The sequence below is a fragment of the Acinetobacter sp. WCHA55 genome, from assembly GCF_002165305.2.
In the GTDB taxonomy this organism is placed as follows: Bacteria; Pseudomonadota; Gammaproteobacteria; order Pseudomonadales; family Moraxellaceae; genus Acinetobacter.
Window position 1 is genome coordinate 2,538,169 of the sequence record NZ_CP032286.1, and the last position, 14,807, is coordinate 2,552,975.

The window sequence follows — 14,807 nt, forward strand, 5'->3', positions numbered from 1 at the left end:
TAATTAAGATTACAACAGCACACAAACTTTAAATTTTCTTGATACTTAGCTGTTTTTATCACGTTTCACAATGATTTTTAGTTGGGTATTTTACAAAATCGAGCACTATAAAAAACCTCAGATGCGAACATCCGAGGTTTTTTAATTTTTAGTTGGGCAAATTTAGGTTATTGCGCAGTATAGCCACCATCCATCACCACGGCTTGACCTGTTACACCACCCGCCTTATCACTGGCAAGGAAGATCGCATAATCCGCAATTTCTTCTACACTGAGTAAGCGTTTTTGTGGCACCATCGCCAAAATCACATCTTCTAATGCACTTTGTTCGCTGACATTTCGGGTTTTAGCCAAGTCATGAATTTGACCACGTACCAACGGTGTATCGACATAGCCCGGACACAGCGCATTCACCGTAATACCATCGCGTGCACACTCTAAAGCCGCAACTTTGGTCAAACCAATCACACCATGCTTAGCACTGTTATAGCCAGCCTTGCCAGCAAAGCCAATCAGACCGTTAATCGAAGCCATATTAATCACGCGACCAAACTGCTGTGCTTTCATGATGGGAAATGCATACTTGATACCAATGAACGACCCAACCAACATGACATTAATCAACTTTTGGTAGACTGCAGTTGGAAAGTCTTCAATCACTGCAACATGCTGAAAACCTGCATTATTGATGAGAATATCCAAACGACCATAGGTTTTCTGAGTCAGTTCAATCGCAGCTTTATAGGCTTCTTCATCGGTCACATCACAAGGCGCAGACAACGCCTCAAAACCTTCATTTTGAAGAGCTGTAACCGTTTCAGCACACTTCTCTGCATTCATATCAGAAATGACAACTTTGGCACCTTCACTGGCAAATTTCTTTGCAATTTCATGTCCAATACCACTGGCTGAACCAGTAATAAATGCCACTTTATCTTTTAACAGTTGACTCATGATGTACTCCGTTGTCTTCTTTTTTCATTCCAAAGTCTTAAACAATACCAAACCAAGTAAAAGCAGCAATGGCAACAAATACTGCGATGGTTTTAATAATCGTGATGGCAAAAATATCTTTATACGATTGTTTATGGGTTAAACCTGTGACTGCCAACAAAGTAATCACGGCGCCATTATGCGGTAAGGTATCCATACCCCCAGATGCCATCGCAACAATACGGTGCATGACTTCTGGTGGAATACCCATGGCTAGAATCGCAGCATTGTACTGATCAGCCATCGCACTTAAAGCGATACTCATCCCGCCAGAGGCTGAACCCGTCACGCCTGCTAAAACTGTCGTGGTGACGGCACCATTGACCAACGGATTGGTAAAGGTATTACCCAATGCATGACTAATGATCGCAAAGCCCGGTAAGGCCGCAATGATCGCACCAAAACCATATTCAGATGCAGTATTCATCACTGCAAGTAAAGACCCGCCAATACTGGTATTAACGCCTTCTTTGAAGCCCGTATAGACACGGCGGAAGTCAAATGAAATGGCTGTGATAATGCCCACAATCAAAGCCAAGCCCACGGCCCAAATGGCAGAAGTTTTCGCAACATCGACCGTGTAGGCTGCAAGTCCAATCGCATTGAAGTCGAAACCGTTTGGATACCATTCTTTAATCGCGGTTGATAAATACTTATTGGTCACAGCAACTAAAACAAGCGGTACAAAAGCTAAGCATTGACGTGCGGTAGAACCATTTGATGTGGTATCTAAGTTTTGCTTCAATTGTTGTTGCTCAGCTTCTGTCAGCTCAATACCTGTGGCATAGCCATCCCCATTTCGAGCGGCTACACGACGACGCCATTCTAAATAGCTCAAACCTGTAGCAAGAACAAATACCCCACCAATCAAACCAAGAAACGGTGCCGCATAAATGTCCGTACCAAAGAATGTGGTTGGAATAACGTTTTGAATTTGTGGAGTTCCCGGCAATGCATCCATGGTAAAGGTGAATGCGCCAAGGGCAATGGTTCCCGGAATCAAACGCTTTGGAATATTGGCTTGTCTAAAGAGTTGATTTGCAAATGGATAAACTGCAAATACCACTACAAAGAGACTGACACCGCTATAGGTTAAAATTGCACCCAACAGCACAACGGTTAACATCGCATTTTTAGAACCAATCAGATTGACAATGGTTTTGGCAATGGATTCGGCAATTCCTGACATTTCAACCACTTTACCGAAGATGGCACCGAGTAAAAACACCAAGAAATAATCTTTAATGAACCCAACCATTTTGGGCATAAACACGCCTGAATAAAAAGGCAAAACGTTAGCAGGGTTAATCAGTAAAACCGCTAACAAGGCACAAATCGGTGCCATAAGAATGACGGAAAAACCTCTGTAGGCTGTATACATCAGTAGCCCAAGAGACAATAAAATTACACCCAAATCCCACATATTTTTTACTCCATCCTTAAAGAAAATATGTCTTGATGTGCTGTGATATTAATAGCGAATGATGTCAAATCTAGTTGAGTCACAGTGCAATCAGCTTATGCGAAAAGACCAAATACACATTCATAGACCGTCTATATTCCCTCATGACGAGATGTCTATGTGCACTCTGATCTATGTACTATATTTATCCATCAGAGCATTAATATTTCAGCTTATGGGTCAGACTATAATGCATATAAACCCGCACATTGTTTGAAAATAATCATTGAGTAAGAAGAAAAATTGATTAATATGCATGCCCTAGCAGCGCTGATAAAACTAATTACATCAAGTTAAAGGTAAAATTTAAAAATCGTACCAAATAACCAATTTTTATATTTTTCATTTAGTTAAAACATATTTTCACAGATGATCACGCTGTTCGGCTTATACTGCTTTGACCCATCGAATCAAAACCACATTTACTTTCATCACTTGATCTGTTTTGACCGTCTGTTGTATTTTTCATGTAAACCATTGGAGAAAAGCACGTTCACTTTCATTCGACATCGTGTTGCATCATTGCTCAGGGAAGCTCATGACACTCAAACAATTAAAAGCCTTTTTAGTCCTTGCACGTACGCTTAATTATGCCAATGCAGCCAATGAACTGTGTCTGAGTCAATCCGCTCTCAGCTTAAGCATTAAAACGCTAGAAGAGGAACTCGGCGGAAAACTGTTTAAACGCAATACGCGTCGGGTAGCAATCACCACCGAAGGTCAGTCCCTGATTCCCTATGCCAAAAAGCTTCTGGCTAACTGGGAAGATATGGAAAAAGATGTCAAACAGCGCTTTAAACTCAACCGTGGCACTTTAAATATTGCCTCAATGCCCTTTGCCACCCATGCGGTACTCCCCGCAGTCATGCATGATTTTTCACAATTACACCCCAACATCAGTTTTTCTATCCATGACATTACCAATGAAAAAATTATTGAAAAAGTTCAAGAAGGCATTTTTGAGATTGGCATTTGTTTTGAACCTAAACCGAATGATCAACTGATTTTTCAGCCCTTATTCAATGAAGACTTTTTGGCTCTGTTACCCAAACACCATGCCTTAGCCAAACAAAAAAGCGTGACATGGCTGGAACTCTGCTCTTACCCTTTTGTGACTTTACAAAACCCCTCGATTATTCGACATGTGATTGAGGAACATTGTGCAGCGCATCAAGTGGTGTTGGATTTGAAAGTCGAATGCCACCAAATCAGTTCGCTTTCACACTTTGTTGCCTATGGTATGGGCGTGAGTGCTATTCCACGGCATTTTCAGAAATTCATCGATCTTGAAAGAAATGTGTTGGTTGAAATTGAGGACAATCAAGCACAACTCGCTGTGGGCATTATTTATAAGAAAGATTATGAACTGTCTAACATCTCAGCCCAATTTATTGAAACCACACTTTGGCATCATTTTTAAAGCCTTACTTTTATCCTTAAAGATGAGTCTCTGCTTCTATTCGTTATTAATCAAATACTTATAATAATTTAAATATTTAAGGCATTTTGTATTCTTCGCACCTAGTTCTCTCTTTTTCCTTCTTTAATATTAATGATTAATGAGTTTTTTTTATTACACATTAGAAAGATTCAATTTCTAAAAAAAGCTGTGCAATGCTAAAAAAATAACAAGCAAGGAAGATCAGGAAATAAAAGATGAATAAAGTCGTCGCAAATGCAGCTGAAGCATTGGCTGATGTGGTTGCCAGTAATCAAACCGTTGCCGTGGGTGGTTTTGGCCTTTGTGGTATTCCAGAAGCATTAATTGATGCCTTAAAAGAAACAGGTGTCACAGGTTTAACCTGTATTTCAAATAATGCAGGTGTAGATGGCTTTGGTTTAGGTAAATTATTAGAAACCAAACAAATTAAAAAAATGATTGCGTCTTATGTTGGGGAAAATAAAGAGTTTGAGCGCCAGTATCTGAATGGTGAACTTGAAGTCGAGCTCACACCGCAAGGCACACTCGCAGAAAAACTACGTTCAGGCGGTGCAGGTATTCCTGCATTTTTCACCCAGACAGGTGTAGGCACTCTTATTGCAGAAGGCAAAGAAGTTCGTGACTTTGATGGTCGTCCGCATATTTTAGAAATGTCTCTCACTGCAGACATTGCTTTAGTGAAAGCCTACAAAGCAGATAAAGCCGGCAACTTGGTATTCCGTAAAACTGCGCGTAACTTTAACCCTGACTGTGCCATGGCAGGTAAATTCACGATTGCTGAAGTCGAACAAGTGGTTGAAATTGGTGAAATTGATCCTGACGACATCCATTTGCCGGGGATCTACATCAACCGTGTTGTACTGAATGCCACCCCTACAAAGCAGATCGAACAACTGACCATTAAAGCAGAGGAAGCTTAATCATGGCTTGGACACGTAATGAAATGGCGCAGCGTGCTGCCCTTGAACTCGAAGATGGTTTTTATGTCAACTTAGGTATCGGCTTACCGACATTAGTGGCCAATTATCTACCCGAAGGAATCAATGTTTGGTTGCAGTCAGAAAATGGCTTGCTCGGTATTGATGAATTTCCAACCCGTGATGCCGTCGATGCAGACTTGATTAATGCCGGAAAACAAACCGTCACTGCACGTAAAGGGGCTGCATTTTTCTCAAGCTCAGAATCTTTTGCCATGATTCGGGGTGGACATGTCAATATTGCTATATTAGGTGCAATGGAAGTCTCTGAAACGGGCGACTTAGCAAACTGGATGATTCCGGGTAAAAAAGTCAAAGGCATGGGCGGTGCAATGGATTTGGTTTCTGGTGTACAAAAAGTCGTGGTTCTGATGGAGCACTGTGCCAAAGATGGCACGCCAAAAATCGTGCCTCAATGTACCCTACCACTCACAGGTAAAGCTGTCGTCAGCCGTATCATTACTGACTTAGGCGTGATGGATATCACGGCTGAAGGGGTGAAACTGGTTGAACTGGCACGCGATGTAAGCCTAGAACAAATCCAAAAAGCGACTGGCTTAGCACTCATCATCAATGACTTTAAAGCCGCTTAATACAAACAAAATCATTCAAAGCAGCTTCGGCTGCTTTGTTATTGGTTCAATCAAAAAGATTTTCAGTAAGAAAGAGACTTTTTTATAACCTTTAAATCAAGCATAAAAACCATCATTGCCTTTACCAAGTCTATCTCTCGATACTCTTAAATTTACCGAATGATGACTCCTGCGCACATTTTTTTAACTTAAATACCTGATGAAAAACTAAGCCGCTCGGCTACTATATTTGCACTCCACATTCAGAGGTTTCCATGTCACAACAAGATTATGAAAATGGTTTAAAAGTTCGCACAGAAGTCATGGGCGAATCTTTTGTTAAACGTGCTCAAGACAATACTGTGCCTTTCACTCAACCTTTACAGGACTGGATTAATGAACATGCTTGGGGTTCAACATGGCAACGTGAAGGTGTTTTACCGCGTAAATATCGCTCGTTAATTACCATTGCATTTTTGACGGCACAAAAGAGTCCAACTGAGCTGAAAGGCCACGTTCGAGGAGCATTAAATAACGGTGCAACGGTTGAAGAAATTCAAGAAGTCCTTCTGCACAGTTTGACATATTGTGGCGCACCTGCAACTCAAGAGGCATTCCGCGCTGCACTGGAAGTGATTCAGGAATATCAAAGCAATTCATAAATAGATTAAGTGCCCATACAAAAGTGTTATATTGCAGTCGTATGGCGCAATTCATCTGGTTTGGCTATGCCGTATTTTTTGCCTAGCCAAACCATTCTCATTAAAAGGCTTTAGTCAGACTCATGCCAACGCTAAAGTTTCGCCCATCTGCAGGTTCAAAGAAACGGCTATTGCTGTCATTCACAATCACTGAACCAACATAGTTACGGTCAAACAGGTTATCGACTCGCGCATAAGTATTGATTTTCCAGTCACGGTTTACCCATAAATAGCCGACATTTGCAGCTACAACGGTATAACTTGGTGCCGTATCGGAGTTGATATCATCGACATAAATTTTATCCATATAACGCACATCTAGGCCCGCTTGAAAACCTTGCTCTGGTTGCCATGCCAACGCTGCAAAAGCTTGGTTTTTGGCAATACCTGGAATATAGGTGCCCTTCTGAATCAATGGTTTTGTTGTTGTCGCTGGGATATCCGCATCAAATGTTGCATCTAAATAACTATAACTGGTGCGGATATTCAACGCTTGCCAGAGTTGCTTCTGCCATGATAGTTCAGCACCTTCTCTTAAGGTTTTTTCCGCATTGCGGAAGGTACTACGTCCGCCATTCGCATCATCAGGCACAATGTCATTTTTAGTGACAGTATTGAAAACAGCCAATGTAAACAGACCAAATGCATTTTGAGACTTTAACCCAAGCTCATAGGTATCACTACTTGCAGGTTTTAAATCGAAATTAATTCCCGATGTGGCCAATGTAGGATAAGCCATTTCGGTAAAAGTTGGGGTTTCAAAGCCTTTGCCATAACTGGCATAAGCATAAAGTTCAGGTAAAATTTCCAAGCCTAAAGCCACAGACGGCAATAATTTTTGATAATCCGTTGAACCACTGTCATCGCCATTCCCTGCTACAATATAATGGTCTTCCGACTCATAATGCACATTGCTATAGCGTAAGCCTGTATCAAGATGCCACGTGGGTAAGAACTGCCATGAGGCTTGCACATACGGATCTAAATTCCATAAGGTATTATTTTCATTACGGCGTAAATCACCTTTCACGCCAAATTTCCCTTGATTATTATAATTGTTATAGCCTTTACGATCTTCAACCATCCGGTCTAAAGCCACACCAGCCACCAAAGTTGTATTCGGTAACACCTCTTTTCCTGTCCAACGGAAGTCTGCACCATAATAATCTCGGTCAAAATCAATCACACCACCGGCATGGCGAGCATTGGCTTGTGGCCCCTTTGGAATCGACTGATATTGTACGACTTGTCGGTTGCCCAAATAGAACATGCTATATAGCTCTTGCTGATCATTCAGCGGCTTCGTCCACGTCAGCCCAGTTTGGGTTTGCTCGATTTCTTTACGGACATTATAAGTATTGGTACGGTCATTCACTTGTTTTGGATTGGCTTTCCACTGCTCACGACTGAGACCTTGTGGGTCGTCGGCATCAATATCGACACGGTTCATCACCCAGTTGATTTTACTACCATCCTCTAAGTTCCATGTCAGTTTGGCATTATTCAGTACTTTCTGTGCTGTGCTATGGTCTCGAAAACCATCGGTATCAAAATAAGAAGAACTAATCACATAAGCGGGTTGATTGGCCTGTTCGGAACCCCCTTGTAATTGGATATTGGCTTGTTGCTTATGGTGGCTGCCTGCATTGAGTCCCACTTGGATTGAGTCTTTCCCTTGCCCCTCTTTGGTCTGGGTCAAAATTGTGCCACCCGATGAGTTACCATAGATGGATGAAAACGGTCCTGTCAGCACTTCGATGTGATCTAAACTATTGAGGTCAATATTGGAGCTTTGCCCTTGACCATCAGGCATGGTCGCAGGAATACCATCGACATACATTCGAATGCCACGCACGCCAAAAGTCGAACGAGCGCCAAAGCCACGCATCGAAATCTGTAAGTCTTGCGCATAGTTTTCACGGTTATTAATTTGTAAGCCTGCAACCCCTTGTAGGACTTCGGATAGATTCACATTGGCATTGTTTTGTACTGTAGCCGCTTGGACTTTTTGAATAGATGCAGAAGTCGATAACAACTCGCTATCGGTATGTACCGCTTGGACAGTGATAATAGGAAGTTGATATTCTGTCGTTTCTGCATAAGTATGCATAGATTGTAAAATAACCGCAGTCAATAAGGCTTGTTTAAAAGACACAGGCATCAAATAAGTTAATCGCACAATATTTCCTTGCTTGTTATTACCATAAAAATGGGAAGCCTATCATCTCGACAGGCTTCCCATACAATAAAACGTTTTAATCGGCTAAGCTATACGCAACCACATAATCGCCATGATCTGGTGATTGACGTGCGCCACCCGCTGAAACGACCACATATTGTTTTCCAGTTTTTGGTGACATATAGCTCATTGGCGTACCCTGACTACCCACAGGTAAACGTGCTTTCCATAACTCTTGACCATTTGAAGAGTTAAAAGCGCGTAAGTAGTAATCCTGAGTCGCTGCGAAGAACACCAAGCCACCTTGAGTTGCCATTGGACCGCCAATCGTTGGCATACCAATTGGTGCTTTTAAGCCCATTTTGATGCCCATCGGACCAGTATCTTCAACCGTACCCAATGGAACCTGCCATGCAATTTGACGAGTTTTCATGTCAATTGCAGTCATGGTGCCGAATGGTGGTTTTTGGCAAGGAATACTCAATGCTGACCAGAAACGGTTTTTGTTGACTTTGTATGGTGTGCCTTTCATTGGCACGGCACCCATACCCGTATTCACTTTCTCACCGCCATTGACTTGAATCGCCAAATCTTCAGGGGTTTGTTTGATTAACTGAATCCAAAGCCCTAAGCGCATGTCATTCACAAACATATAACGATGTGTTGGATCGAATGCAATAGAACCCCAGTTCATGCCACCCAACGAACCTGGGAAGCTTAATGAAACATCTGTTCCCGGTGCAGTAAATAGACCTTCATAACGCATCGATTTGAAGTTAATACGACACATCAACTGATCGAATGGTGTTGCACCCCACATGTCCGACTCGGTCAAAGTCTGGTTGCCAATTTGTGGCATTTCAATTGAACGTGGCTGGGTCAAACTGTATTGTTCATTTGGTATATCCGCTGCTTTAACAGGTTGTTCCACCACTTTAGTCAGCGGTTTACCTGTAACACGGTCAAGCACAAAGAACTGACCAGACTTAGTACCAATCACCACCGCAGGTTTGGTCGAACCATCTTTCAGTGGGAAATCCACCAAACTTGGTTGCATTGGTAAGTCAAAGTCCCATAAATCATTATGAACCGTTTGATAGACCCACTTTTCTTTTCCTGTGGTCGCATCCAATGCCAATACCGAAGTATTGTATTTATGATCTAATGGCTGACGGTTGGCACCCCAAAGGTCAACCGAAGAACTCCCCATTGGTAAGAACACGGTATTCATTTGTGGGTCATAAGACATGGCAGCCCATGAGTTGGCCGAACTACGCTTATAGGTTTCTCCCGGCTTGAGTACATAATTCGGGTTAGGATTACGTGGATCGAATGCCCAACGCAACTGACCTGTAATGACATCGTATGCACGAATTACACCACCCGGCATGTCTGCACCCACGTTATCAGCAATACGGCTGCCAATAACAATCGACGTTCCTGCAATGGTCGGTGCTGAAGTCACTTCAAAACGTGGCGCTTTAGTACCATCGCCCAAGCCTTCAAGTAAGTTTACCGTACCATCGACACCGAAGTCTTTACAGCGTTCGCCTGTATCGGCATTCACCGCAATTAAACGACCATCAGGTGTGTTGGTATAGACGCGACGTGGACAGGCTGTATTGGTGGCAACTGCAGTTACGGCTGTTGCACCCGCTAGAGTGGGCTGAACCAAGGCTTGTGTCGAATCGAAATACGCAACACCACGGCAACGTTCCCACGCATCCGCTTTGGAGTTAACCTCGGCCTTCCAGATTTGCTTACCTGTGTCCGCATCCAAGGCAATAATGTTGTTATGCGGGGTACACAACAATACTTTGTTGCCCACTTGCAATGGGGTCATTTGATCTTCTGCACCATTCCCCGAACCTGTGGTCATATCACCCGTTTGGAAACGCCAAGCTTCCTTAAGTTTAGATACGTTATTACGGTTAATTTGATCCAATGCAGCAAAACGGCTCCCGCCTGCATCACTACCATAATGATCCCAATTCACTTGTTGTTTATTTGGTGTCACTGGTACAAGTGGTAATTCCTGACCCGATGCTTCAACAGTAGGATGCGGTATGAACATACCGTACAAACCGCCAATCATACCCAGTACAGTTAATCCACCTACGACATAAGCAGGTGCATTCATTGCGATTTGTTGCTGGTGTTTACGAATAGAAGGCAGAGTAAATAATACAGCAGCAAATAATCCTGCTGGGAACATCAAGCGAGAATGAAGTGGCCAAAATTCAAAGCCAGTATCCAGCAATGCCCAAATGACTGTACCAATAAAGACTAAACTGAATAATCCAACACCAAGTGCTTTTTTTCTAAAAATGAAAATCGCAGAAACGATGGTCACTAAGCCTGCAATAAAGAAGTACCAAGAGCCACCTAAACTGATGAGCTTTCCGCCACCAATTAAATAAAAGAGACCTGTTAATAACAGGACCAAGCCAAGGACAAAGCACCATATTTTAAATATGGGTCCTGACTTAGATTGAGCTTCAGACATACATCTTACTCCAAGTGCCGTGAGTTTAAATGATCACTCCCTCTCTCCTTTGAGTATCATTTATCATCACGAATAAATTCTGTTGCTTTCGCAGCTGTACTGCGAAAGCCTTGATTCAAGTGTTTAAACTAAACAGCACTATTGCTTATATTTTAATCACTTTTTCAAACTCATTGCTGTTAAAAATTAACTTTCATACTCAAACCTGCCACCCATGCATCCTCTACTTCTTTTATCCCAGTCGGCTGGTAGATATATTGCAAGTTTGGTCTAAGCATGACGGCTGGTGACCATTGATAGGTGTAGTTCAGCTCTACGTTCAACTCATCACGTTGGATGGGAACGTAGTCACTGGCAATAGCGTCGTAACTGTAATAACCGCGCCCTTCATTGGTGGCAATTTGTTTATCCGTTACACGGTCATTGACCACGTAATTGGCAAAACCCAATCCAATCGAGTCGTTCGGACGGCTATCAAATGGACCTTTGTACCAAAGTGCCAGTTGTTGTGTGCTTTCAACGTTCGTTGTGGCTTTATCGTTCACTACACCATTAAAACTGATATATAAGCCACGCTTAGGATCAGAACCCTGTTGGGTCAATTGTTGCTGTGCATTCAGCCAGAAACTGTATTTACTATCTTGCATTTCGCCACTGCGAATATCTTTGGCTTCAGCGGTCGAGTACAAAGCACCAACTTTGTATTCCCCTGCTAAGCCATTTAATGCAGCGAATTTTGGTTTCCAAGCCAACTCGAGTGGAATGGTTGCTCCTTCAACATTGTCCATATCAAGGTTAAAGCCATCACTATTCGATTGTGTTTTCACATTGTCAGGATTGACTTCGTATACGCCCAAGCCGAGTGACCATGCAGGTGCAAATTGATACTTTAAGTTGCTGCCCCAAACCCCGACCGGCCAGTTATACCAAATCGAACCGATTGATTTACCGAGCTGACCACCACAAAGCAGCAAGTTCTGGAATTCGCATTGCGAGCTGTTAAAGTCATCCGACATGCCCATGCGACCAATCTTGAACTGGACTTTATTGTCATCAAATCCTGTTTTGATCCACGCTTGAGTCAGACGCCAGATTTTTCCACGACCATAAATTTCTTGTGTGTTCCCCAATGTACTGGCACGTGGATCTTTGATACGTTCTAACGTCAAAGAATTACCATCACGTTTGGTAATCATCAAACCTGCAGTGGTATTTTCCCAACCCGCAATTTTGTTTAAATCAAAATTAGCACCTAAAGTCAGTTGCGCTGCATTTTCAAAGGTATTGTCATCGTTATAACCACCATCTAAGTTGGTTGCCGCCTGACTCATAATGGATGCAGTAAATTTATAACCTTGATCTTCTAATTGCTTACGCTCACCGTTCCAATCCCCAAATAACCATTGACGGTCTGCCGAGTAAAATTCATTAGCCGTAGCCAATTGGCAAGTCACAAGTGCCAAAGATAATGTGCCAAGTTTTAAGAGTTGTTGCATACCAAACATCCTTTTCTGATTGGAAAGCTCAACAGGATTGAGCTATCCATGCGATTATTATTATTTCATTTTAACGGCAGGGCTAAGCTCTGAGGTTGCACCCAAATGGTCAGTCACATTAGCAGTTACGCTTGCAGCACCACCGAGCGCTTTCCAAGTGGTTTGACCTTGACCTTGCGCATTGGTTGTTAGCACTTGAGCACCTAAGTACTGTTCTGCTTCTTGGCTGTTCGCTTGACGGTTGGCAAAGAATTCAACGTGATAACGCTGATTTGGTTGCCCTTGGACGGTCGCTGTAATTTGTCCTTTGCTATAGCTTAAACGTGGCGCTTGGATATTTTGGTTTGGCATCGCATTACAGCCTTGCTCATTTGGCTGTGTACAGGTTTTTTGCAATTTCGCTGGCTCAATTACGACACCACCACCACGAGAACCCACAAAGCCCGCATGTTCTAAAGCAGGTACTGCAAATACAATCGCACCTAAACGCTGGTCAGGTACACATGAACCACCTGCTTCACAACGCTTAATATCTTTACCGTTGTCCCAAATTGCGTTTTTAGTGAGTGTGGTACGTGCATTGGCATCTTTTTCTGAACGAACTGCAATCCCGATACGGTTACCGTGTACTTTGTTGCTGTCAAAGATGTTGCCATCACCAGTTAAGTTAAAGCCAATTGAGTTATTGGTCAGTTCGTTGTACGCAACGTAATTACGTTTACCCCAGTTAATTTGCAGACCATCTGAGTAGTTTTCAAACTTATTGCCCACCACTGCATTGTCATTGCCCCAAAGGATTTCAATGCCCTGAGATGGCTCTGGATTGGCTTTAGTTGAGGTAAATAGGTTATTGGCAACAAGGTTGAATGCCGCACCACGCGTCAGTTCTAGTCCATCACCATTATCTACAAACAAGTTGTTCAAGACTTTGTTGTTATTGGTGGTGGTAGAGGTTGGGTTGCCTTTGCCATCATCACCCGTCAACATTACGCCTGAACCACCGTAGTTATTGCTGATCCGGTTGTGTTGGATCAGGTTGTTACTTGAACGGTTAATTAAGACCCCAATACAGAAACGGTGAATGTCTAGACCTTTTAATGTCACGCCATTTACATCTTGTAAAACCAGACCCGGTAAAGTCATGGTACGTACGTTAGTCCCATACTGTTCTGGATTTGCACCTGGGCAGGCTTTCGCGCCTTCCCCTTTAATGTAGTTCGAACCATCAATGGCAATAAACTCACCTGTTTTATCCCATTGCGTACCAATAATTTTCACCGAAGATTTAATCGGAGGTAAAGGCTGGTTCAGCTTAATGACATAAGGAGCTTTGCCAACGGCTTGAATTTGAATTTCATTTTCTTGTGCAGCATTGGCATTGGACTGCTCAATTGCCCAACGTAAAGAGCCTTTGTTACTATCGTCCTGATAGCGGTCAACCATATAAGTTTCTGCACTGGCAACACCTGAAGCAGCCAAACTTAATACCAGTGTGGTTAAACGTAAAGTTGATGATTTCATGTTCAAATCCTTTTATATCTTGAAGTCTTAAGGTGTAGGCTGCACAGTTTTAAGGAACTGTTTAAGTTGGGTCACATCAATTTGACCCGGTGCAGATGCCTCACCAATCATGCCGAAACTTAAGCTGCCACCCATGTTTGCCGTTGCAACACGCGAGATTGTGCCCAATTGCCCCATCGACATCGTCAGTAAAGGTTTAGTACTTTTTTGACTCACCGCTAAAGCGGCATTCATTAAGGTCATGACATCTTGTTTAGACTTCGGCATCACTGCAATTTTCAGAATGTCTGCACCCATTTGGTCTTGTTTCAGCAAACGGTTTTCAATTTCTTGTTGTTCTGGCGTTTTATTAAAATCGTGATTCGACATGATCACTAATACATGTTTATCGTGCGCCAATTTGGTTAACTTCGCAACGCTGCCAGCATCACGGAACATCTCGATATCCAGCAACTGCATAAACGGTGCTTTTAAATATTCACGGTAAATCTTTTCATAATCTTGATCGGATACCGTCATTTTTCCACCTTCGTTATGGGTACGAATGGTTGCAATGAGCGGTTTGTCTTTCAAAATTTGATTGAGTTGCTGACCAAGTGAGATAACTTTCTTCGTGTCAGCAGAAAATTCGAGTAAATCAATACGAAACTCAGCAAGGTCTGCATCTGGATTAGCTGCAATCACTTTGGCTTGTGCAATGGCTTGTTCAGCAGTTTTTGCCGTAATCGGTACGATAGTTTTAACAGGTAAGTCGCCAATGTTGATGTTTTTCACCACATAATGCTGGGTGCTTAATGGCATAGCCTCGGCTGCAAATGTAGATGGCATTGCTGCAAGTACAGCACTGCTTAAACAAAATTGAATCGCTAATTTTTTGATCGTAATCATTACAGTTCCTTGTATTTTCAATACTATTGCTTGACTTCAGTCATAAGCCGCAAACATACGTGGGATTCATGC

11 protein-coding genes are annotated in these 14,807 nt (G+C 42.6%); 4 read left to right on the plus strand and 7 right to left on the minus strand.

Going from position 1 to position 14,807, the window contains the following annotated elements; genetic code table 11:
• Nucleotides 1-167 precede the first annotated feature (167 nt).
• Together CDG62_RS15060 and CDG62_RS15065 are read right to left on the minus strand one after the other, a co-directional pair.
• A complete protein-coding gene (locus CDG62_RS15060) occupies nucleotides 168-953 on the minus strand; it encodes a 3-hydroxybutyrate dehydrogenase (RefSeq protein WP_087527930.1) in 786 nt (261 codons plus the stop codon).
• A gap of 37 nt (nucleotides 954-990) precedes the next feature.
• On the minus strand, nucleotides 991-2,415 hold the full coding sequence (locus CDG62_RS15065; RefSeq protein ID WP_087527929.1) for a GntP family permease: 1,425 nt from the start codon (nucleotides 2,413-2,415) through the stop codon (nucleotides 991-993).
• Nucleotides 2,416-2,992: 577 nt separating this feature from the next.
• Here CDG62_RS15065 and CDG62_RS15070 point away from each other — a divergent pair.
• The 4 genes from CDG62_RS15070 to CDG62_RS15085 all read left to right on the plus strand — a co-directional run bounded on the left by CDG62_RS15070 (nucleotide 2,993) and on the right by CDG62_RS15085 (nucleotide 6,106).
• Nucleotides 2,993-3,874, plus strand: a complete 882-nt coding sequence (locus tag CDG62_RS15070; RefSeq protein WP_087527928.1) for a LysR family transcriptional regulator — start codon at nucleotides 2,993-2,995, stop codon at nucleotides 3,872-3,874.
• Nucleotides 3,875-4,110: 236 nt separating this feature from the next.
• The gene (locus tag CDG62_RS15075) at nucleotides 4,111-4,815 is read left to right on the plus strand and encodes a CoA transferase subunit A (RefSeq protein WP_087527927.1); all 705 of its coding nucleotides are present in this window, start codon (nucleotides 4,111-4,113) and stop codon (nucleotides 4,813-4,815) included.
• Between the two features lie 2 nt (nucleotides 4,816-4,817).
• A complete protein-coding gene (locus CDG62_RS15080) occupies nucleotides 4,818-5,465 on the plus strand; it encodes a CoA transferase subunit B (RefSeq protein ID WP_087527926.1) in 648 nt (215 codons plus the stop codon).
• 254 nt (nucleotides 5,466-5,719) lie between these two features.
• Nucleotides 5,720-6,106 carry a carboxymuconolactone decarboxylase family protein gene (locus CDG62_RS15085; protein ID WP_087527925.1) on the plus strand — a complete coding sequence of 129 codons (387 nt, stop codon included), beginning with the start codon at nucleotides 5,720-5,722 and terminating at the stop codon, nucleotides 6,104-6,106.
• 100 nt (nucleotides 6,107-6,206) lie between these two features.
• On the opposite strand, the gene CDG62_RS15090 is transcribed toward CDG62_RS15085, so the two are convergent.
• From CDG62_RS15090 to aroD, 5 genes are all read right to left on the minus strand, one after another.
• Nucleotides 6,207-8,306, minus strand: coding sequence for a TonB-dependent receptor (locus CDG62_RS15090; protein ID WP_087527924.1), 2,100 nt, complete (start codon nucleotides 8,304-8,306; stop codon nucleotides 6,207-6,209).
• Nucleotides 8,307-8,400: 94 nt separating this feature from the next.
• Complete coding sequence (locus CDG62_RS15095) at nucleotides 8,401-10,830, minus strand: glucose/quinate/shikimate family membrane-bound PQQ-dependent dehydrogenase (protein ID WP_087527923.1); 2,430 nt, start codon at nucleotides 10,828-10,830, stop codon at nucleotides 8,401-8,403.
• A gap of 179 nt (nucleotides 10,831-11,009) precedes the next feature.
• Nucleotides 11,010-12,326 carry a carbohydrate porin gene (locus tag CDG62_RS15100; RefSeq protein WP_087527922.1) on the minus strand — a complete coding sequence of 439 codons (1,317 nt, stop codon included), beginning with the start codon at nucleotides 12,324-12,326 and terminating at the stop codon, nucleotides 11,010-11,012.
• Nucleotides 12,327-12,386: 60 nt separating this feature from the next.
• Nucleotides 12,387-13,847: a right-handed parallel beta-helix repeat-containing protein gene (locus CDG62_RS15105; protein WP_087527921.1), complete on the minus strand. Its 1,461-nt coding sequence runs from the start codon at nucleotides 13,845-13,847 to the stop codon at nucleotides 12,387-12,389.
• Nucleotides 13,848-13,874: 27 nt separating this feature from the next.
• Nucleotides 13,875-14,735, minus strand: coding sequence for a type I 3-dehydroquinate dehydratase (aroD, locus tag CDG62_RS15110; protein WP_087527920.1), 861 nt, complete (start codon nucleotides 14,733-14,735; stop codon nucleotides 13,875-13,877).
• Nucleotides 14,736-14,807 lie beyond the last annotated feature (72 nt).

Bases quoted from the DNA above. Each gene is read 5' to 3' on its own strand.
- CDG62_RS15105 (WP_087527921.1), bottom strand. From the start codon at position 13,847: ATGAAATCATCAACTTTACGTTTAACCACACTGGTATTAAGTTTGGCT.
- CDG62_RS15060 (WP_087527930.1), bottom strand. From the start codon at position 953: ATGAGTCAACTGTTAAAAGATAAAGTGGCATTTATTACTGGTTCAGCC.
- CDG62_RS15065 (WP_087527929.1), bottom strand. From the start codon at position 2,415: ATGTGGGATTTGGGTGTAATTTTATTGTCTCTTGGGCTACTGATGTAT.
- CDG62_RS15070 (WP_087527928.1), top strand. From the start codon at position 2,993: ATGACACTCAAACAATTAAAAGCCTTTTTAGTCCTTGCACGTACGCTT.
- aroD (WP_087527920.1), bottom strand. From the start codon at position 14,735: ATGATTACGATCAAAAAATTAGCGATTCAATTTTGTTTAAGCAGTGCT.
- CDG62_RS15085 (WP_087527925.1), top strand. From the start codon at position 5,720: ATGTCACAACAAGATTATGAAAATGGTTTAAAAGTTCGCACAGAAGTC.
- CDG62_RS15075 (WP_087527927.1), top strand. From the start codon at position 4,111: ATGAATAAAGTCGTCGCAAATGCAGCTGAAGCATTGGCTGATGTGGTT.
- CDG62_RS15100 (WP_087527922.1), bottom strand. From the start codon at position 12,326: ATGCAACAACTCTTAAAACTTGGCACATTATCTTTGGCACTTGTGACT.
- CDG62_RS15090 (WP_087527924.1), bottom strand. From the start codon at position 8,306: ATGCCTGTGTCTTTTAAACAAGCCTTATTGACTGCGGTTATTTTACAA.
- CDG62_RS15080 (WP_087527926.1), top strand. From the start codon at position 4,818: ATGGCTTGGACACGTAATGAAATGGCGCAGCGTGCTGCCCTTGAACTC.
- CDG62_RS15095 (WP_087527923.1), bottom strand. From the start codon at position 10,830: ATGTCTGAAGCTCAATCTAAGTCAGGACCCATATTTAAAATATGGTGC.